This is a genomic window from Gordonia sp. NPDC003585 (assembly GCF_040610755.1).
Taxonomy (GTDB): domain Bacteria; phylum Actinomycetota; class Actinomycetes; order Mycobacteriales; family Mycobacteriaceae; genus Gordonia.
On sequence record NZ_JBEXMX010000097.1, the window covers coordinates 1 to 18,589 of the forward strand.

Annotated in this window: 16 protein-coding genes; 9 read left to right on the forward strand and 7 right to left on the reverse strand. The window is 63.9% G+C overall.

What is annotated here, in order from left to right; all coding sequences use genetic code 11:
- Positions 1-157 precede the first annotated feature (157 nt).
- Entirely contained in the window at positions 158-1,180 is a 1,023-nt protein-coding gene (locus ABZW74_RS21045; protein WP_307814794.1) for an endonuclease/exonuclease/phosphatase family protein, read from the reverse strand.
- A 572-nt stretch (positions 1,181-1,752) separates the two neighbouring features.
- On the opposite strand from ABZW74_RS21045, the gene ABZW74_RS21050 reads away from it, so the two are divergent.
- The gene (locus tag ABZW74_RS21050) at positions 1,753-2,490 is read left to right on the forward strand and encodes a M23 family metallopeptidase (protein ID WP_055476454.1); all 738 of its coding nucleotides are present in this window, start codon (positions 1,753-1,755) and stop codon (positions 2,488-2,490) included.
- 253 nt (positions 2,491-2,743) lie between these two features.
- Here the strand turns inward: ABZW74_RS21050 and ABZW74_RS21055 are convergent, their stop codons facing one another.
- Entirely contained in the window at positions 2,744-3,073 is a 330-nt protein-coding gene (locus tag ABZW74_RS21055) for a DUF4229 domain-containing protein (protein WP_055476455.1), read from the reverse strand.
- Positions 3,074-3,204: 131 nt separating this feature from the next.
- Positions 3,205-4,848, reverse strand: a complete 1,644-nt coding sequence (locus ABZW74_RS21060) for a cytochrome c biogenesis protein ResB (RefSeq protein ID WP_175401071.1) — start codon at positions 4,846-4,848, stop codon at positions 3,205-3,207.
- Positions 4,849-5,228: 380 nt separating this feature from the next.
- On the opposite strand from ABZW74_RS21060, the gene ABZW74_RS21065 reads away from it, so the two are divergent.
- The 3 genes from ABZW74_RS21065 to ABZW74_RS21075 all read left to right on the forward strand — a co-directional run bounded on the left by ABZW74_RS21065 (position 5,229) and on the right by ABZW74_RS21075 (position 9,305).
- Positions 5,229-6,506 carry an Ig-like domain-containing protein gene (locus ABZW74_RS21065; protein WP_139104530.1) on the forward strand — a complete coding sequence of 426 codons (1,278 nt, stop codon included), beginning with the start codon at positions 5,229-5,231 and terminating at the stop codon, positions 6,504-6,506.
- A gap of 197 nt (positions 6,507-6,703) precedes the next feature.
- The gene (locus ABZW74_RS21070; protein WP_055476457.1) at positions 6,704-7,120 is read left to right on the forward strand and encodes a metalloregulator ArsR/SmtB family transcription factor; all 417 of its coding nucleotides are present in this window, start codon (positions 6,704-6,706) and stop codon (positions 7,118-7,120) included.
- Positions 7,113-9,305 (forward strand): cation-translocating P-type ATPase, encoded by a 2,193-nt coding sequence (locus ABZW74_RS21075; RefSeq protein WP_055476458.1) that lies wholly within the window; start codon positions 7,113-7,115, stop codon positions 9,303-9,305. Before ABZW74_RS21070 ends, ABZW74_RS21075 begins: the two co-directional genes overlap by 8 nt.
- Positions 9,306-9,320: 15 nt before the next feature.
- Here ABZW74_RS21075 and lnt read toward each other — a convergent pair whose 3' ends face one another.
- Positions 9,321-10,829, reverse strand: a complete 1,509-nt coding sequence (lnt, locus tag ABZW74_RS21080) for an apolipoprotein N-acyltransferase (protein WP_226514238.1) — start codon at positions 10,827-10,829, stop codon at positions 9,321-9,323.
- A gap of 204 nt (positions 10,830-11,033) precedes the next feature.
- On the opposite strand from lnt, the gene ABZW74_RS21085 reads away from it, so the two are divergent.
- Together ABZW74_RS21085 and ABZW74_RS21090 are read left to right on the forward strand one after the other, a co-directional pair.
- Positions 11,034-11,678 (forward strand): thioredoxin domain-containing protein, encoded by a 645-nt coding sequence (locus ABZW74_RS21085; protein WP_055476459.1) that lies wholly within the window; start codon positions 11,034-11,036, stop codon positions 11,676-11,678.
- Positions 11,679-11,680: 2 nt separating this feature from the next.
- Positions 11,681-12,310, forward strand: a complete 630-nt coding sequence (locus ABZW74_RS21090) for a vitamin K epoxide reductase family protein (protein ID WP_055476464.1) — start codon at positions 11,681-11,683, stop codon at positions 12,308-12,310.
- Positions 12,311-12,412: 102 nt separating this feature from the next.
- On the opposite strand, the gene ABZW74_RS21095 is transcribed toward ABZW74_RS21090, so the two are convergent.
- The 3 genes from ABZW74_RS21095 to ABZW74_RS21105 form a co-directional block, all read right to left on the reverse strand.
- On the reverse strand, positions 12,413-13,354 hold the full coding sequence (locus ABZW74_RS21095; RefSeq protein ID WP_065629398.1) for a cation diffusion facilitator family transporter: 942 nt from the start codon (positions 13,352-13,354) through the stop codon (positions 12,413-12,415).
- Positions 13,355-13,602: 248 nt separating this feature from the next.
- Positions 13,603-14,415 (reverse strand): cytochrome c biogenesis CcdA family protein, encoded by an 813-nt coding sequence (locus ABZW74_RS21100; protein WP_055476895.1) that lies wholly within the window; start codon positions 14,413-14,415, stop codon positions 13,603-13,605.
- Entirely contained in the window at positions 14,412-14,981 is a 570-nt protein-coding gene (locus ABZW74_RS21105) for a TlpA disulfide reductase family protein (RefSeq protein ID WP_101821343.1), read from the reverse strand. The genes ABZW74_RS21100 and ABZW74_RS21105 overlap by 4 nt, the downstream gene beginning before the upstream one ends.
- A 506-nt stretch (positions 14,982-15,487) precedes the next feature.
- Between ABZW74_RS21105 and ABZW74_RS21110 the strand changes: the two genes are divergently transcribed.
- The 3 genes from ABZW74_RS21110 to ABZW74_RS21120 form a co-directional block, all read left to right on the forward strand.
- Positions 15,488-16,351 carry a M23 family metallopeptidase gene (locus tag ABZW74_RS21110; RefSeq protein WP_223258965.1) on the forward strand — a complete coding sequence of 288 codons (864 nt, stop codon included), beginning with the start codon at positions 15,488-15,490 and terminating at the stop codon, positions 16,349-16,351.
- 229 nt (positions 16,352-16,580) lie between these two features.
- Entirely contained in the window at positions 16,581-18,371 is a 1,791-nt protein-coding gene (gene ctaD / locus ABZW74_RS21115; RefSeq protein ID WP_055476897.1) for a cytochrome c oxidase subunit I, read from the forward strand.
- On the forward strand, positions 18,368-18,589 hold a 222-nt coding region (locus ABZW74_RS21120; protein WP_355279099.1), incomplete at its 3' end, for a hypothetical protein. The genes ctaD and ABZW74_RS21120, both read left to right, overlap by 4 nt.

Genomic DNA, 18,589 nt, shown 5'->3' on the forward strand with positions numbered 1-18,589 from the left:
GGGCCGCGCCGTAACGAGGCTTCGGGTAACCAACGATGTGCCTCTGCATACCGGATGGCGACTCGTCCCACTTCAACACGTCTCGTTACCAGTTCTTGATGCGAATCAACGTGTTTCGTCACCAGTCGGGCGGCCTCGGCCAGACCGCGATTCAATCTCAAAGCCGGATGCTCGCGAGCACCCCGTGGTGGTCGGAGCCCGGCAGATCGATCCGCCGGAACGATGTCGGTGTCGGGCCGTTGCGGGTGAGTACCCGATCGAGCGCGAGCAGGGGCGGGTAGGGTCGGCCGGCGGGGTAGGTCGCGACGACGCCGGATCCGAGATGCTCGGCGGCGTCGGTCAGCTGGGGTGAATCCGGCGGTCCGGAGAGCAGCTGCCGGAAGGAGCGGTGATCGTAGGTCGAGTTGGCATCGGCGCCGATGATCAGCGGATCTGTGTCGGCGGACAGGATCGAGCGTAGCTCGCGGAGCTCGGCATTCCAGCGCCACGATGGTTCCGGATAGGGCGGCAACGGATGCAGTGCATAGACCGAGATGGGCGAGCGGTTTGGTAGCGTAAGTCGCGCATGAAGATTCGACAGTTCGAATCCGCGCAGGAGTTGCCCGTCAGTCAGCGGGGACCGAGCATAGATGCCGGCTCCACCTCCACCCTCGCGGGGACGGAGAAACGCGAACGGCAAGGCGTGGCGCAACCCGGCGCGATCGAGGGCCCCCACCGACTCGGGCGTCAGCTCGACCACCGTCATGACGTCGACTCGCGAGCTGCGTACCCGCGACACCATCTCATCCGGATCGGCCTGCCCGCGAAAGATGTTTGCCTGCATAACGGTCAAGTCCGAGTCCGAGACCAGTTCGTCCACTCCCCAATACAGCGGGGCCTGCGCCGTGACGCCCACGGCAACGACGAGCACAGCTGCCACCGCGGAGATCCAGGCGCGCGCGACGAGCAACAGCACCAGGCCGAGGACACCGACGCCGATTAACACCGGCGTGAACGCCGCCACCCGGGACGCGGTATTGCTGACCAGGCCAGAGTAGTGAGCAGCAATCCCGACGACAGCGGCGAGGACCGCACCCCAGCCGAGTGCTCGTAGGAGTCCACGCATGCGGTCGATCATGCCACGATCGCCGTCAGGCTCAGAACGCTGATAGAGGCGCAGGATGACGATTCTGACGCCCACTCGGAGAAACTAACCACGGTAGTAGTAATCTGTCCGTGGCCCGTTCGATATCGAACTGTTTCATCCGGAACGACGCTTGAACTGAGGGACCTTCATTGGCACGGCATCGCAAATCTGACCCCAGCCCACCTCCTGCTGGTATACCTGCGTCCCGCCGCCCTGCGTCGGCGGCTTTCGACCGCGGGCCTTCGGTGCCACGGCATTCGGGTATCGCGCGGGCGTCGGGGCGACATCGGATACCCCACCCCCCTGAGACTGCGGTCGGGTTCACCCGAGCAGTCCCCTCACCTGCCCCGGCCCTCACGCGCTCGCCGCAGATTTCATCGGTGAGTGCGCCCAGGACGTCTCCTCCCAACCCGCCTCGCGGCGCCCGCCCACACCCGTCCCCCTCGCATCATGCACGGCCGCACGCGGCCCGTTTCGACCATGACGCGTATGGGCCGTGGCGCACACCACGCTCGGTCGACGTCGGCAGGAACCAAAGGGTTGCAGCGCCTACCGCGCCATGGGAGCGGGCGATGTCCGTTCTCGATCACCATGACAATGAGCCAGTTCACTCTGATTTTCTCGATGTGCTCGACGAGGAGAAGACGTCGGGAACACCACTCAGGTCCGTAGCCGCAGCCGGGGTCAGTGGATCGCTCGCGGCTGCGGTGGTCCTTTGCGTCGCCGGCGGGACCGCGGCCACTGCGCTCGCCGATCGTCACAGCCCAACAGTCACCCCAGTTTTCCAGGCTGGCGTGTCCGCCGACGACCGATCCGCGGCAACGCCATCACCTGTAGCCCTCGGATCGGTGGACGATCGACAAGACACCACGCCGGCGCGGACATCGTCACTCGATGAGCTGACCGCGGCCGTGCGAGAGTTGGTGCAGCCAGATCGTCTGCGGCCTTCCGATCCCCCTGCGCCACAACGGCCGCGGTCGGCGGCACCTACCTACGGCACCGTGACCTCGAGCTACGGGGCACGCTGGAGTACCACGCACTATGGCCTTGACATCGCCAACGCGATTGGCACGCCGGTGGTGTCCGCAAGCGATGGGCAGGTCATCGAATCCGGTCCGGCCGATGGTTTCGGTTTATGGGTACGCGTGCTGCAAGACGACGGCACGATCGGCGTGTACGGGCACATCAACGAGGCGTTGGTGAGCGTCGGACAACGAGTCCGGGCCGGCGAGCAGATCGCAACGGTAGGAAACCGCGGCTACTCCACTGGACCACACCTGCACTATGAGGTCTGGCAGCAAGACGGACCCAAACTTGATCCGGCACAGTGGCTGAGAACCCGGGGCGTCTACGTCGTCGGCTGAACCGGCGTGAACGGTGCAAAGCTGCTGGAGATTTCGTGGCAGGTGTGCGGGCGTAAGCCAAGCCGACGTTGCCAGTCTCGTGGTCTTACTGAGCTTTACCGACGGCAAGCTTCTGGCAAATGCGCCCGATCGATCGGATCGCAACGGTGTGCAAATCTATCGTGGTCACAGGCCGCGGCGGACAGTGGCAGCCGCTCTTTGCTGGTTGGTGGTCGTACCCCATGATGAGGTGCGTACGTGCCTGGGTTGTGGTTTAACTATCTGGCAGGTTCACCGAGCGGCTCTTCGCGAGTCCCCTCTTGCTCGCATGGTGGGCGTCCATCGCTTCGGCCTGGTGATTGATGCGAGTTCGTAGGGGTTTGAGGACGAGCATCGAGACTGGACTACTGAGCACTACTGCGAGCACGACGGCTCCGAAAATCGGGATTTTCACGTCAAATACGAAGGAAATCAACAGGATCAATCCGCACAGCGCAGCGGCGAGTGCTAGCCGCGCGGCGTTATACAGCAGGGCAATCGCGACGAGTGACTTGCCCGAAGGGGCGGGCGAGGGGGCGGCATGGTCAGAAGTGCTTCTGCTCATGTTCGGTAGGCCTTCCGTGTGCTGCTTGTTGAATGCGATCGGATGTATGTGTGACGTGGCACGCCCTCTCGTCGAGTGCTTCAACTGGGGGACATCGATCCCCGCAGGATGAATCTCTGCTGATGTGAGTCTCATTCGTGACGTGTGCGTCGTAGTCGGCGGTTCGCTGACGCTGGCTCGGTCATCCATCGCCGCGCTTGCTCGTTGAAGTCTTCGCCCCACCCAGCCTGATCGGTGCGGGCCAAACCGGCGATGGTGACAGCAGTGCGTCGTTGGCCATCGATCTCGGTGGGCACCAACCGCACCCAGATTCGTCGGCGCCGGACAAGCAGGGACACAAGTAGCCCAGCCAGCATCACAGTCGCGGTCAGCAGGACCCAGTTCTGTGCCGGCCCGTGCGACACCTGCATGGACACAAACCGTTCGTACCCGTCGAAGCGCACTACGGTGCCGTCGGCGATGGTGTGGGTCTCTCCTGGGCCGAGATTGACTTGGGCCCGCTGCTGGAGCCGGCCCTGCTCGATGAGTGATTGGTTCAAGGAGTATGCGTTCTGCGGACGACCGGTATCCAGTCCGGTGTCGCCCTGGTAGATCCTGATCGCTACATACGGATCATTCGGCACGGGAAACGACGAGGTGAGAAGCGTTCCTTGGAATGCCGCGGTCGGCGCGAACAGACCCTCAATCGCGATCTGTCGGCGGCGCCGTTCATCCGCGTCGGGGTAAAGCCCCGCGGGAGTATCAAAACGGGCCGCGCCTGAGGACAACATCGTCTGCAAGTTGTCGGGAATGAAAAGTACTGTCTGAGTGCGCTGCTCACCGTTCGGGAAGGTCACTGTGAATGTAGGTGCGAAGCCATTGCCTAGGACGTAGACGCGGTCACCGGCTACTCGCAGAGGCTCGTTCACTCGAATACGCGCAGCGTTCCAGGTAGTGGGGTCGGACTGTCGTACGTCGTCGGTGTAACTGACGTCGGCTTCGTACATGTCGGGCTGGCCGCTCGGCAGGAACCTCGCATCGAAGCCCTCGACACGAACACAGAATGGTGAGAGATCGGTGCCGTCGACAAGGCTGCCTGCTCGAAACGAGTCATAGACGGCCGTCGAGGTGTTACAGAGGCCTTGCGTGCCATCGGCGATGAGACTGCGGGTGCCCTCGTACCCGTAAAGTTTGTCGGCCGCGATCGCTATCAACAGGGCGAGCAGTGAGAAGTGGAACAGGAGGTTGCCCCACTCGCGGAGGTAGCCCTTCTCCGCGGAGATCTCCACGGCTTCGGTGGGTTGGGCACCCGTCGCCGGGCGCGTGGTGGTGACTCGGCGCCAGCCACGCAGATTGGTATTTATCAGGGCAGCAACCTCGTCAGGATCTCCGTGCACCGTGTCCTCGACGTGCCGCGGCAGACGAATGAGGTTGCGTGGCGCGGGGACCGGCTGAGCGCGCACTGCGCGCGCATGCTCGAGAATTCGGGGGGTGAGGCAGCCCACAAGCGATACGAACAGCAGGACGTAGATCGCGGTGAACCACGTGCTGGCGAAGACGTCGAACAGCTGCAGTCTGTCCATCCACACCCCGAGCGCGCCGCGGTCGGCAATGTACTGGGTTGTTTTCTGCTCGTTGAGCGGTCGTTGTGGCAGCATGGCGCCCGGGATCGCGGCTGCGGCCAACAGGAACAGCAGCATGAGTGCGGTTTTCATCGACGTGAGCGATCGCCACAGTCTGCGCAGGGAGCCAAGCGCCGGGTGCGCTCGGCGCGGCGTCGGCGCTTCGGTTCCCATCATCGTGGTGGGGGTAACGTCGTCGCACTCCGACAGTCCATGACTGCAGGAGCGACGTCGAAGTCGCCGGCCGAGTGCCGATCGACACCCGCCACCACGAGCGCGGTGGGTCGCCGGGACATACTCCCCCGCACCGCCACTATGGGTCTCACCTGCTCTCCCTCACCTACCCGGATTACTACGCACCGTAGTATTTATAGAACCCGGATGGCAACCACGTTGGGTCTTGCTTGCTCGATCGGAGCGGTGAGGCCTGGTGAGCCGTAAACTACTATCATTGTTAGTAAGACCTGTGGCGGCGCCTACATTCTGTGGTCGTCGGTGTGTGCTCCGGATGAAGGGCTTTGTAACTGATGGGCCGCTTTGGCACTCCGAGGACGATGCGTCGCGACCGCCGATCGACTGGCCATAGTCAGCTGCGGCAACGTCTGGGAACCCTTCGACGCCACCGTTCGGCGCAGGTCAAGGCTCGGCATGTACTGGTATTGGCGGCGCTGACGGCCGTCGTGGTGGTACTGACCTCGTGCAGCTCGGCTGGCGGTAGCTCTACCTACAGTGACCAGATTTCGGCCGTCGACAGTTTTGCGGCCATCGCACAACCCTCCATCGCTGTGGCCACCGAAGGAGGCGATCGGCTCGCTCCCGACGCGGTTGTCGAACCTGGGCTTCCTATCGTTGTGACGGCCAGTCGCGGCGCGTTGACCGACGTCGATATCCCAACATCTAGCGGGCGTGCGTTGGCGGGCTCGCTGAGCGAGGATGGCAGTACCTGGACAAGCACCCAGCCGTTGGGGTACTCGAAGCAGTACTCCGTTCGAGCTGAAGCCGTGGGTGTGGGTGGTCGAACGAGCGTCTCGCAAGGCTTCACCACAGCCTCGCCGGAGTCGCTGACCAGCGCGGCCATTCTGGGCGAGAAGACCGTCGGAATTGCGCACACGATTGGTGTTCGATTCTCGGATCCCATCCCTGACCGCCGGAAGGCGCAGGCTGCAATCACCGTGGCCTCTGATCCACAGATGCAAGGCGCGTTCTATTGGATCAGCGACTCCGAGGTCCGATGGAGGCCCGAGCGCTTCTGGATGCCGGGGACCAAGGTCAGTGTCGCCGTGAACATTTACGGAGTCGACCTCGGCGACGGGCTCTATGGCAACAGAAATCTGTCCTACGACTTCACCATTGGCCGAGCTCAGACAATCGAAGCCGACGACAACACCAAGACCATCGTCGTAAAGAGGGATGGCAAGGTCATCCGAACGATGCCGACGTCGTTCGGCAAAGACAGCACACCGACTCCACGCGGCATCTACATGATCGGTGATCGCGTCGAGCACATCGTCATGGACTCCTCCACCTACGGAGTTCCTGTCGAGTCATCGGCGGGATACCGCACACCCGTCGACTGGGCGGTGCAGATGTCTTACAGCGGCATCTACATGCACGGTGCCCCGTGGTCTCTGTCGGCGCAGGGCAACAGCAATGTCAGCAACGGCTGCCCGAATCTGAGTCCCGCGGACGCGGAATGGCTCGTGAAGAACACGATGCGCGGCGACCCCGTCACGGTGAAGAACACCAACGCCGAAACACTATCGGGAGTCGATGGACTCGGCGACTGGAACATCCCGTGGGCACAGTGGAAGAAGGGCAACGCAGACACCTAGGCATCGGGCTGGCTCGATCCAGACACTCCATCACGGTCCAGTCGACTGAGCTCGTCCGGCCTTGACCCTGGACGCCTACGGGCCGGCCCCGACCGGTCCGTGCCCGCGGGTATGCCATCCGCCATATCAACGGATATTGAGGTATTTGCCCGAAGGTGGTTACATGGCGACATATCAACGAACGTAAGGATGTCGATATGACCCGGGAGCCGGTGGATACATGCGACTTGCTGTGCCTCGATTTGCCTCACGCAGAAGGTATCCGGTCTGCGTTGCCGGATGCGACGGCGGTCGACCGTGCCGCCACCGGGGCCCGTGCGCTCGGCGATCCCACTCGTCTGCGCGTAGCGACAGCGTTGCTGTCGGGGGACGAACTGTGTGTCTGCGACCTCGCGTGGGTGGTCGGCATGGCGCAGAACCTTGTCTCACACCATCTGCGCCTGCTCAAGAGTGCCGGCCTCGTGACCGGGCGTCGCCACGGACGGTTGGTGATGTATGCGTTGACTCCGTCCGGTCATGCTCTCGTGACAGCGGTTCTGGCGGTCGCCGGGGTCTCCACGACAGCCGCGACGAAACCGGCGGCGGCCATAGTGCAGGGGCATACACATGAGTGACGCATGCTGCGGACCCTCAGATTCCGCCGCCCTCGAGGCTGAGGCCGATCAGGGACCGGTCCGGTTGTGGCAAGTACGCGAGTTGCGTTTCGCCGGCGCAGCAGCAGTTTTCCTCGCGTTCGGCTGGATCATCGGAAGCTCGCTATCGGACACCGCAGGCGTCGTCCTGGAACTGCTCGCGGCAGTTGTTGCCGCCTCCACGTTCGTGCCGTCGACACTGCGATCGCTGCGCCACGGGCGCATCGGTGTCGGAACGCTGATGACGATCGCCGCAATCGGCGCCGTGGCGCTAGGCCAAATACCCGAGGCCGCGCTGCTGGGAATCTTGTTCTCGGTCGCTGAAGGACTCGAGCATTACGCGGTCACCAAGACCCGGCGAGGCCTGCGGGCGCTGCTCGCGCTGGTTCCACCGACCGCATCGGTGATTCGTGGGGGTCTCGAGGTCACCGTGTCACCGGATGAGTTGATCTTCGGCGATGTGATGGTGGTGCGTCCCGGTGAGCGCGCGGCGACCGACGGGACTATCACCGCTGGCACTACCAGCGTAGATCTGTCGGCGATCACCGGCGAATCTGTGCCCGTGGAGGCGGGTCCGGGTGACTTGCTCTACGCCGGCGCGATCAACGGTGGCGGTGCGATCGAAGTCCGCGTAACCGCCCGCGCCGCCGACAGTTCCCTAGCCCGCATCGTGCACATCGTCGAGCAAGCGCAGGAACGCAAGGGCGCCGGCCAACGTCTCGCCGACCGCATCGCCCGCCCCCTGGTCCCGGCCATCATGGTGCTAGCCGCACTCGTGGCCGGTATCGGTGCGCTACTCGGTGATCCGCTGCTGTGGCTCGAACGCGGCCTGGTGGTGCTCGTTGCCGCGTCCCCGTGTGCGTTGGCGATCGCGGTGCCGCTGACGGTGGTCGCCGCGATCGGCGCCGCCAGCCGCCATGGCGCACTCGTCAAAGGCGGTGCTGCACTCGAAGAGCTGGGACAGGTCCGCGTCGTCGCGCTGGACAAGACCGGCACCTTGACCCGCGGCACTCCGGAGGTCATCGACGTGGTGAGCACACCCGAGGTCACCCGCGAGGACGCGTTGTCTTATGCCGCCGCGCTCGAGGCTCGCAGCGAGCACCCGTTGGCGAGCGCGATTCTCGCGGCCGCACCTGCTCTGGGCTCACCTGCCGATGACGTCACCGCGATCGCCGGTCACGGCCTCACCGGCCGGATACGCGGACAGCAACTGCGCCTGGGCAAACCCGGGTGGCTCGATCCCGGCGCGCTCGCCGGAGACGTCACTCGATTGCAGAGCGACGGCGCCACCGTCGTGCTGATCGAACGGGAAGGCACCGTCGTCGCCGCGATCGCGGTCCGCGATGAGCTTCGCCCCGAGGCCGCTGAAACGATCGGGCAACTGACGGCGCTGGGTGTCGACTCGGTCATGCTGACCGGGGACAACGACCGCACCGCACATGCTTTGGCCACTGCGTCCGGAATCAGCACCGTCCATTCCGAACTCCTTCCCGAAGACAAAGCCGACTTGCTGGCCACGCTAGCGCGCGGGCGGGCGATCGCCATGGTCGGCGACGGCGTCAACGACGCCCCGGCGTTGGCCACCGCCGATGTCGGTATTGCGATGGGAGCGATGGGTACCGACGTCGCTATCGAAACCGCCGATGTGGCGTTGCTGGGCGAAGATCTTCGCCATCTCCCGCAACTACTGTCCCATGCTCGGCGCGCACGCCGAATCATGATGCAGAACATAGGATTTTCCCTAGCGATCATCGGTGTGCTGATTCCGCTGGCCGCCACGGGCGTCCTCGGCCTGGCCACAGTGGTCTTCGTCCACGAACTCGCAGAAGTGCTGGTGATCGCCAACGCGATTCGTGCCGCCCGGACGAAAGCGCTGCCGGGCACCGGTGCCGTGCCCCGGGTATCCCCCGGCACGCTCAACATCTCGGTGTCGGCCTACCACGACACAGGCGACGCCTGTTGCGCTCCAGGACCAGCCACCACCCCCGTTCAACCACGGTCGGTGCCCGCGGTACCCCTGCTGCCGACACCACGAGCACGCGGCGCGGCGACCAGCAAGAGCTGTTCGGCCACAACAGAACCAGGGTGCAGTTGCTGTTCGAGCCCGTCGGATGGCGCCGATGACGTACCGAGTAGCTCGCCAACGTTTCATCGCGAGCGTCACTGAGGGAGCCACGCCGCGTCAGGAGCGTAGGCGTGATCTCCACGTGCGTACAATCAGTGCCGCCAGGACGGCGGCAGCACAGATCCCTTCTCCTGCTGCTCCGATCCGCGTCGCCAGGGTCGTCGTTGTCCTCAACGGCACCCGCGCGATGAGAACATCGGGGGAGAACAATTCTGTGCGTTGTGCAATGGTCCCATCAGGTTCGATGACCGCGCTCACGCCACTGGTTGCTGCGATGACCACCGCCTTATCGTGTTCGACTGCCCGAACTCGCGACATCGCGAGTTGCTGGTAGGTCATCTCGGTGCGCCCGAACGTCGCGTTGTTCGTCGGAACCGCGATCAGCTGCGCACCGGCGCGCACCGATTCGGTCACCAGATCGTCGAACGCGACTTCGTAGCAGGTCGCTACCGCCACGGGCACCCCGGCAAGATCGACAACGCCATCGCCTGTGCCAGGAATGAAGTTGCCAGCCCGGCTGGCGTAGGACGAAAGCTGTGTCATCAGTCCCCGCAGCGGCAAGTACTCCCCGAACGGCACCAGCTGACGTTTGTCATGCTCCTGACCAGGCCCGGTGACGGGATCCCACACCACCAACGTATTGCGGGACGTGCTGTGGCTCCCGGCGATCACCGCGCCCACCAGGATCGGCACCTCGATCGCCCGCGCGGCACGATCAATTTGCGCCGCAGCATCACGGTTACCGAACGGGTCGATATCGGATGAGTTCTCCGGCCACACCACCACATCGGGACGCACGACCCGCCCAGAGCTGACCTCCTCCGCCAGGTCGAGAGTGCGCCGGACATGATTGTCGAGCACTGCACGTCGCTGAGCATTGAAGTCCAAACCCAACCGCGGTACGTTGCCCTGCACCAACGCCACCGTCACCGACTGCTCCTCCGGTTCTGCTGTCTGCGACGGCGCCAGGGTCCATGTCAGCACTCCCACTACGGCGACTGCTACGCCTGGGCCGGCCAACGCCCGAGGGTGCACGTTGATTACCGCCACTGCGATCGCGGCCAGGAGTGCGCCGAGCAGCACCACAACGAAGGACAACCCCGGCGCGCCAGCCAAGGCCGCTAACGGCAGCAAGAACCCGTCCGGCTGACCGAATGCTATTCGGCCCCAGGGAAAACCGCCAAAAGGCACGCGGGAGCGGACGGCTTCGACTGCCACCCAGGCGCATGCTAGCCACACCGGCGCTCCGCGGCATCTGCCGACCAGCGCCGCCACCGCCCCGAAGACACCGAACGCCACCGCCTCGACCGCCGCCAAGGCCAGCCACGGCACCGCACCCACATACGTACCGACCCACGGCAGCAGCGGCACGAAAAAGCCCAGCCCAGCGAGATAGCCGTAGCCTGACGCCGCCCACAGCGACCGCCCACGCAGTGTCACCACCAGGACCGCGATCGCCACCGGGGCAAGGAACCACAGTTGGCGCGGAGGGAAGCTCACATACAGCAGCCCGCCCGAACCGGCCGCAGCCGCGATACGTAGTGCAGATGCACATATCGGTGGCAGACCTGCGCCGGCATGCCGAGCATCCGAGTGACGACTCACCGCCCACCGCTCCCCTCACCGGTTCGGTCGTGCGTGATATGCACGCCAATCGCCCGGACGACACCGCACGCCCTGTAAACTACTAGCCAACGTAGTAGTAAACGTGACGGGAGTGATGATCGTGCCAGCTCAAGCGGTCAAGGTTCGACGCGGAGGGATGTCTCGATGAGTCGCAACGTCAAGATGTCGCTCGCGGCAGTCTTCGTGTTCTGCCTGGCGCTCACAGTGGTGTTCGTGGTCTCCCGGGCCGGAGAGAGCGAACAGTCCGGCGACCAGGCGTATACGACGGTACGGCCTGATTCTCCACGGCTATCGGCTCCGACCGAGTCCAAGGCGACATTTGTCGAGTTCCTGGACTTCGAGTGTGAAGGGTGTGGGGCGGCGTACCCGGCGGTGGAGCAGCTTCGCCAAACCTACGGCGATCAAGTCACTTTCGTGGTCCGCTACTTCCCCCTCCCCGGGCACTTCAACGCCGACCGCGCGGCACGGGCCGTGGCCGCGGCGGCCGAACAAGGCCAATTCGAACCGATGTACCGCAAGATGTTCGACACTCAACGCAGCTGGGGCGAACAAAAGGTGCCGCTGGACGATCTGTTCTTCTCCTACGCCCAGGTGTTGGGCCTGGACATGGAGCGATTCGCCGCCGCCTATGACTCACAGGCCACCCGCGAGCTCATCGACCGCGATGTCGCTGACGGCAAAGCACTAGGCGTGACCGGAACCCCCACGTTCTTCATCAACGACGAACTCATCAAGCCCGAAGGCTATGACGATCTGAGCTCTGCGCTCGAATCCGCGATACGTCAGTGACCATCACACCCCGGCAGACCTCAGAGCCGTCAGGCTTTGCGCCCGACACGCAGATCCCGGTTTTCCCGCGGCTGCTCCCGTGGATTCTTGCGGTCTGCGGAGGCATTGGACTTGTCGCTGCGTTCGCACTGACCGTCGAAAAGTTCGAACTGGCAACCGATCCGAACTACACGCCGACCTGCAGTATCAACCCGATCGTCAATTGCGGATCGGTCATGGACACCCCCCAAGCAGCCGTCTTCGGGTTCCCCAACTCACTGCTCGGAATCGCAGGCTTCACAGCTCTGATCGCTATCGCCGTCCTGCTAGGACCCCGCCCGGCCTTGTGGGTCATGATCGGATTGCAGATCGGCCTGACGGGTGCGGTGGTGTTCGTCCATTGGCTGATATTTCAGAGTCTGTATCGAATCGATGCACTCTGCCCGTACTGCATGGCCGTGTGGGTCGTTGTCGTGGTTGCCTTTTGGTATGTGAGCCTGCGCAATGCCGACCATGTCTGCCCATCCGGGAGAGCACGCCGAGCCCTCGATGTGGTCCTCACGGTGCACACCGTAGTACCGCTGGTGTGGGCGATGGCGGTGATCGCCCTCATCATCGAACGCTTCTGGTGGTACTGGTCCACGCTGGTGTGACCGTGGCCCGATTGACAGGGGTGAAGCATCGTCTCTCCCCTGGCAACGATCGTGCACTTCGTGCGCAGACCGGCGGCGTGGGTGTCGTCGATGCGCCACCCCTCACGGGTGATGGGCTGCCAAGGCTTCCTCCTGGTGACGCTGGGCACTGGTCTCGAGCTGGAAGGTGGAGTGCTCGAAGGAGATGGCGAAGTGGGTCGCCACGCACGTTCGGATGTCATTCAAGATCGTGGGGGCGTGCCCGTCCTGGAAGCAGTCGTCATCGACCACCACGTGAGCGCTAATGATCGGCAGACCAGTGGCCACCGTCGATGCGTGGAGGTCGTGCACGTCCTGCACGCGGTCCATCTCGAGAATGTGGGCCCTGACGTCGTCCAAATCGATCTCCCTGGGCGTGAACTCCATCAGCACTCGCGTCGTCTCTGCCATGAGCTTGAGGGCGCGGGGTGCGATCAGTAGCGCAATGAACAGGCCGGCCAGTGCGTCGGCTTGTTGGAAGCCGGTGGTAGCGATGACGATCGCGGCGACAATTACACCCAGCGATCCCAGTGCGTCGTTGAGGACCTCCAGGAACGCCGCTCGCATGTTGAAGTTGGCCCCGCGTCCTGAGGCAAGCACCAGCATGGCGACGATGTTCGCCACGAGCCCGATGATTCCGAAGATCAGCAGTTCGGTCGAGGGAACCTCTGGCGGAGCGAACAGTCTCCGCACGCCCTCAACAGCGGCGTAGAGCCCGACAGCAAGCAGCAGCGAGGCCTGCCCCAGAGCGGCGATGACCTCGATGCGCCGCAGTCCCCATGTGCGAGTCTTGCTGACCGGACGGTGCATCACGGTTGCTGCGACCAGCGCGACCGCCAACCCGATCGCATCTGTCGCAGCGTGCGCGGTGTCGGTCAGCAGCGCCAGACTTCCCGTGATCACCGACCCGACCAACTGGGCCACGACGATGATCCCCGTCAGAACAAACGCTATCGCCAGACGGACACGCAGCGACGAGTCGCTGGACGCAGGATCGGTTGGTCCGTGGTTGTGTCCGGCTCCCATACTTCGTACTCCCTCTCATCCACACCCAGATAGCCACGCTACCCCTATATATCAATACATGCGCATGTGACTATATGACAGACCGGGCCGGAACGGTACCAGCGGATCACGTCACGACTGACTCGGGATGTGCTGAGATGGCCCGACGTTGGCGGCGTGGAGGCGGTGGTTGTTCGGTCTCGTGAGGGTGCGGTGACCGGAAACAGGGGGACGCTGTGGACGTCGAATCGGGGCCGCCACCACAGGGCTCAGATGGGTAGTTGAGTATCGGTGATGAACGCGTCGCGCACCCACACGATGAATTGGTCCCACAGGCCGGTGATCAAAGCGATGCCCACCGCGATCATCATGGCCCCGCCGGCGATCTGGATCATGCGGGCGTGGGTGCGCAACCAGCCGAGGCTTCGCAACGCCCACGCCGAGGAAAACGCAAGCACAACAAAAGGAATGCCAAGGCCGGCGCAGTACGCCACGATCAGCGCGACGCCCTTGGCTGCGGTGGCGCCTTCGGTGCCGCTGGCCGTAGCAATGACTGCCGCGAGTGTGGGCCCCAGGCACGGGGTCCACCCGAGTGCAAAGACCCCGCCGAGCAGCGGGGCGCCGGCGATGTTGGAGACGCGGCGGGGGGCGAACCGTCGTTCCTGTTGCAGTGCCGGCACCAGCCCGATAAACACCAAGCCCATGACGATGGTGACCACACCGCCGATACGTTGCAGGACTTCACGATTCACCACGAAAGTCGTGGTGACCCCAAGTACTGTGGCGGTCGCTGCCACGAAAACCACGGTGAAACCGATGACGAACAGGCCTGCGGCGAGCGCCACACGCGAGCGACCCCGTTTATTCGACTCCCCCACCGACACCGCCGGCGCCTCGGCGCCGACCACGCCAGCCAGATAAGACAGATACCCCGGGACGAGCGGGACCACACACGGTGAGGCGAACGACACCAGCCCGGCGATCATGCATGCGAGCAGCGCCAGCAGTAGCGGACCGCTGGCGACGACGTCAGCAAACGTCTCGCCGACCGAGGCTTGCAGTTCGACTGACTGCGCCGTCATGGGCGTTGTGTCACAGGCTCAGCGACGACGCGCTGAACTGTTGCCCCGAGTTCGTCGGCGGTGATGGCCTTGAGGAACACCGCGGCCGGACGGTGGTCGCGGTCGAGCACGATGGTCGTCGGCACCACCGACGTTGGAGTGGTCAGCGCAGCCAGAGTGATGCCGGCAAAGTCGTAGATCGAGGGAAAGGCGACTTTCCTGTCGACAATGAAGTCCTTCGCCGCTTGCCGGTTGTCGCGCAGATTGATACCGAGGAACTCGACCCCCGAGGTCTTGTTCTGGGCGTAGACATGCTCGAGGTCGTCGGCTTCTCCCCGGCAGGGTCCGCACCACGAACCCCATACGTTGATGACGACGACTTTGCCTGCGAAGTCGTTGAGTCCGACGGTCTGGTCGGTCACCACATCAGGGCCTGAGACGTCAGCGATCCTCTGACGGCTTGCAGGCGGGTCGTAGGTGATGACCGTCTGCCCGCCGGGTGAGACGAACTGAAAGGTTCCCCCCTGCGCAACGGCGTCGTCGCCAGCGCTACCACAACCCGACGCTACCCACGGCACCACGCACATCAGCGCCAGGATTGCCGCCCGCACCGCGGATATCCTTCTCTCCTGCTGCACCAGCACTCCTTGACCTTGATCTACTACGCAGCGTGGTAGATTAACGTTCGCGTTGTCAACATAGCCGTAGTTTTTGCGATCTGCACCGGCCCGTAGGCCCACGTCCCGCGGCGAGGGTTCTGCCGCGTTCATCTGACGTATCGGTGCGCTCAGCTGTGATTACGCTTGATTCGGTCGAGGTCCCGAGGCTGGGCATCATTGCTTATCTGCAACTACGTTCCCTAGTAATAGAGGCCGCCAGTTGCGACTGACGCTCAACCGGATCGTGTTACTGCTGTGACCTGTGGGGCCTATGGTTCGAACGGAGGGCTGCCAATCGGGGCCTCATGTGCACCTGGCGTGCGGTGCTGAACGTCAGTGCGTCGCGCCCGTCTCCGGAAGGTCTCGCTGGCATGCCTATGTCGTCCCTCATTCGCCGCTGCGGCGTTCCACGGCCCTGTCTGAGGCTGGGGGCCGTGGGAATTGTTGCTGCGGTTCTGCTGAGCCTCTCGCTTGACGCTCGAGCGCGCGCCGACGCAGATGACACCCATGTGGCCCAGCAGTTCGCCCAACTGGTCGCCGAGACGATCTCGGCATCCTTGGGGGGGCCGGCGATGGGGGAACTAGCCGACGAGATCCGGACCGTCAGCACATGTCTGGCCGATCGTGCGCGCCCAGTCGAGCCGTCGGAGCCAACGGATGACCCCATCACTGCGGTGGGTTGCTTTGCCGCCGTTCTCAGTGCGGGACGAGCAGCCGCCGAACTGGTTGTCGACGCGCTACCGATCGGGCGGTTGCTGGCGCTGCTGGCATTTGAGATGCGTCCCCACGATCCTGCGACCCCGCATCCCGCACCGAACGGTCCACCCGTCTATTCGTCGCCGTCGCCGGGGTCCGTAGTCGCTCCGACGAATGGTCGAATCACCTCCACCTTCGGTGACGGTCGAGGTCATCAGGGCATGGACATCGGCAACGACCTCGGCGCGCCGATTTTCGCGGTCACCGACGGCGAAGTGATCAACTCCGGCCCTGCCCAAGGCTTCGGATTGTGGGTACGTATCCGACATGCCGATGGAACAGTCACCACCTACGGCCATAACGACGACAACCTCATCGAGGTAGCGGCTCCGGTCACGGTCGGCCAACCCATTGCCACGGTTGGCAACCGAGGTAACTCAACCGGCCCCCACTTGCATTTCGAGGTGGCCGATGCATCCGGTGCTGCCCTCGACCCGGTGAGCTGGCTCGCCGAACGCGGCGTCCGTCTGCCCGCCGACGGCGAACCTACTATCCCTCCCAACGAACCGCCGAGCAGCGGAAGTGCAGACCTCTGGCGGTAGGGAGCAGCGCCGCGTAACCGCGATGACCCTCCGCGCCTGATATTGGTGAGGGAGCCGACTTTTCGTTGCCGCCATGTCGGTACTCGCCCGAGATTCGGGATTCCGGTACCAACTATGCTACCTAGTAGTTAATCGACTACAGTCCGTAGTTACGGCCCGGGAAGTCGCACGCAGGATGCGCGTGTTGCTCGATCAGGGCCACCGTTTGTCCGACTCAGATGGAGGCCTGATGACCGCGGTGTCCCCGCGCCCACCCGAGGTGGTCGCTACGCGGCCCTACCCCGAGCGGCGCAAGTCCAGAGGGTCATTCATCTACAAGCTGCTGACCACGACCGATCACAAGTTGATCGGCATGATGTACATCGTCGTGTGCTTCGCGTTCTTCCTCATCGGCGGCCTGATGGCGCTGCTGATGCGCGGCGAGCTCACGACGCCGGGCATGCAGTTCCTCTCGACCGAGCAGTACAACCAGCTGTTCACCATGCACGGCACGATCATGCTGCTGATGTATGCCACCCCCATCGTGATCGGCTTCGCCAACTTCGTACTGCCCCTGCAGATCGGCGCTCCCGACGTCGCCTTCCCGCGGCTCAACGCCCTCGGCTTCTGGCTGTTCGTCTTCGGCTCGACCATCGCGATCGCCGGCTTCATCACCCCCGGTGGTGCCGCCGACTTCGGCTGGACCGCCTACACCCCGCTCAGCGATGCCATTCACTCACCCGGCGTCGGCTCGGACATGTGGTTTCTCGGACTGACAGTGTCCGGCTTGGGCACCATCCTGGGCGCGGTCAATATGGTCACCACGGTCATCTGTCTGCGCGCACCGGGAATGACGATGTTTCGCATGCCGATCTTCACGTGGAACATCCTGGTCACCAGTGTCCTGATCTTGCTGGTGTTCCCGCTGCTCACCGCGGCACTGCTCGGCGCCGAAGTCGACCGTCAATTCGGCGCGAATCTGTTCGATCCGTCCAACGGCGGCGCCATTCTCTGGCAGCACATGTTCTGGTTCTTCGGCCACCCCGAGGTCTACATCATCGCGCTGCCGTTCTTCGGCATCGTCTCCGAGATTTTCCCGGTCTTCAGCCGTAAACCGTTGTTCGGGTACTCAGGACTGGTCTACGCCACCCTCGCCATCGCCGCCCTATCGGTCGCGGTGTGGGCACACCATATGTATGTCACCGGCGCCGTGCTGTTGCCGTTCTTCTCCTTCATGACGTTCCTGATCGCGGTGCCGACGGGCGTAAAGTTTTTCAACTGGATCGGCACAATGTGGCGGGGCCACATGACGTTCGAGACACCGATGTTGTTCTCGGTCGGCTTCATGGTCACCTTCCTCTTCGGCGGACTCACCGGTGTGCTCCTGGCCAGCCCACCCATCGACTTTCAACTCTCCGACAGCTACTTTGTGGTGGCCCACTTCCACTACGTCCTCTTCGGCACCATCGTGTTCGCCACCTACGCCGGCATCTACTTCTGGTTCCCGAAGATGACCGGACGTCTGCTCGACGAACGCCTGGGCAAGATCCATTTCTGGCTGACGTTCATCGGCTTCCACCTCACCTTCTTGGTGCAACACTGGCTCGGAGCAGAAGGCATGCCCCGCCGGTACGCCGACTACCTGCCCTCAGACGGCTTCACCACGCTCAACATCATCTCCACCGCCGGCGCGTTCGTCCTCGGCATCTCGACCTTGCCGTTCCTGTGGAACGTCTTCCGCAGCTACCGCTACGGCGAGGTCGTCACCGTCGACGATCCATGGGGCTTCGGCAACTCCCTGGAATGGGCCACCAGTTGCCCACCGCCGCGCCACAACTTCACCGAACTCCCCCGCATCCGGTCGGAGCGTCCAGCGTTTGAACTGCACTACCCGCACATGGTGGAGCGGATGCGCGCCGAAGCTCACGTCGGCACACGGCACGGTGAACCCAGCGAGACCGCAGAAGAAGTCCGCCGTGCGCCGCTGACCACCGGAGACCATGAAGCATCTACAGATCCCGACCCGGAGAGCCGACCGTGAACAACTCCCCCTTCCCTGCCCTCGACCAGGCCGCCGTCCCGCGATCGCGCCGCCCGCTGACCGTTCCTCGATGGTTCGCCATCCTCGCAGTCGGCTACACCGCGTTGATGACCTTTGCGTTGACCCTGCTCGCGGGTTCTGTCCTCGCTCAGGGCACTCCCCTGCTGCTGTGGCTGATCGCGGCGACCGCGGCAGCCTGCGCGGCCCGCGGAGCAGCC

What these genes read in the sequence shown, in the direction of transcription:
- ABZW74_RS21100 (WP_055476895.1), bottom strand. Translation starts at nt 14,415, where the DNA reads ATGACGGCGCAGTCAGTCGAACTGCAAGCCTCGGTCGGCGAGACGTTT.
- ABZW74_RS21060 (WP_175401071.1), bottom strand. Translation starts at nt 4,848, where the DNA reads ATGGGAACCGAAGCGCCGACGCCGCGCCGAGCGCACCCGGCGCTTGGC.
- ABZW74_RS21065 (WP_139104530.1), top strand. Translation starts at nt 5,229, where the DNA reads ATGCGTCGCGACCGCCGATCGACTGGCCATAGTCAGCTGCGGCAACGT.
- ABZW74_RS21085 (WP_055476459.1), top strand. Translation starts at nt 11,034, where the DNA reads ATGAGTCGCAACGTCAAGATGTCGCTCGCGGCAGTCTTCGTGTTCTGC.
- ABZW74_RS21075 (WP_055476458.1), top strand. Translation starts at nt 7,113, where the DNA reads ATGAGTGACGCATGCTGCGGACCCTCAGATTCCGCCGCCCTCGAGGCT.
- ABZW74_RS21055 (WP_055476455.1), bottom strand. Translation starts at nt 3,073, where the DNA reads ATGAGCAGAAGCACTTCTGACCATGCCGCCCCCTCGCCCGCCCCTTCG.
- ABZW74_RS21105 (WP_101821343.1), bottom strand. Translation starts at nt 14,981, where the DNA reads ATGTGCGTGGTGCCGTGGGTAGCGTCGGGTTGTGGTAGCGCTGGCGAC.
- ctaD (WP_055476897.1), top strand. Translation starts at nt 16,581, where the DNA reads ATGACCGCGGTGTCCCCGCGCCCACCCGAGGTGGTCGCTACGCGGCCC.
- ABZW74_RS21070 (WP_055476457.1), top strand. Translation starts at nt 6,704, where the DNA reads ATGACCCGGGAGCCGGTGGATACATGCGACTTGCTGTGCCTCGATTTG.
- ABZW74_RS21095 (WP_065629398.1), bottom strand. Translation starts at nt 13,354, where the DNA reads ATGGGAGCCGGACACAACCACGGACCAACCGATCCTGCGTCCAGCGAC.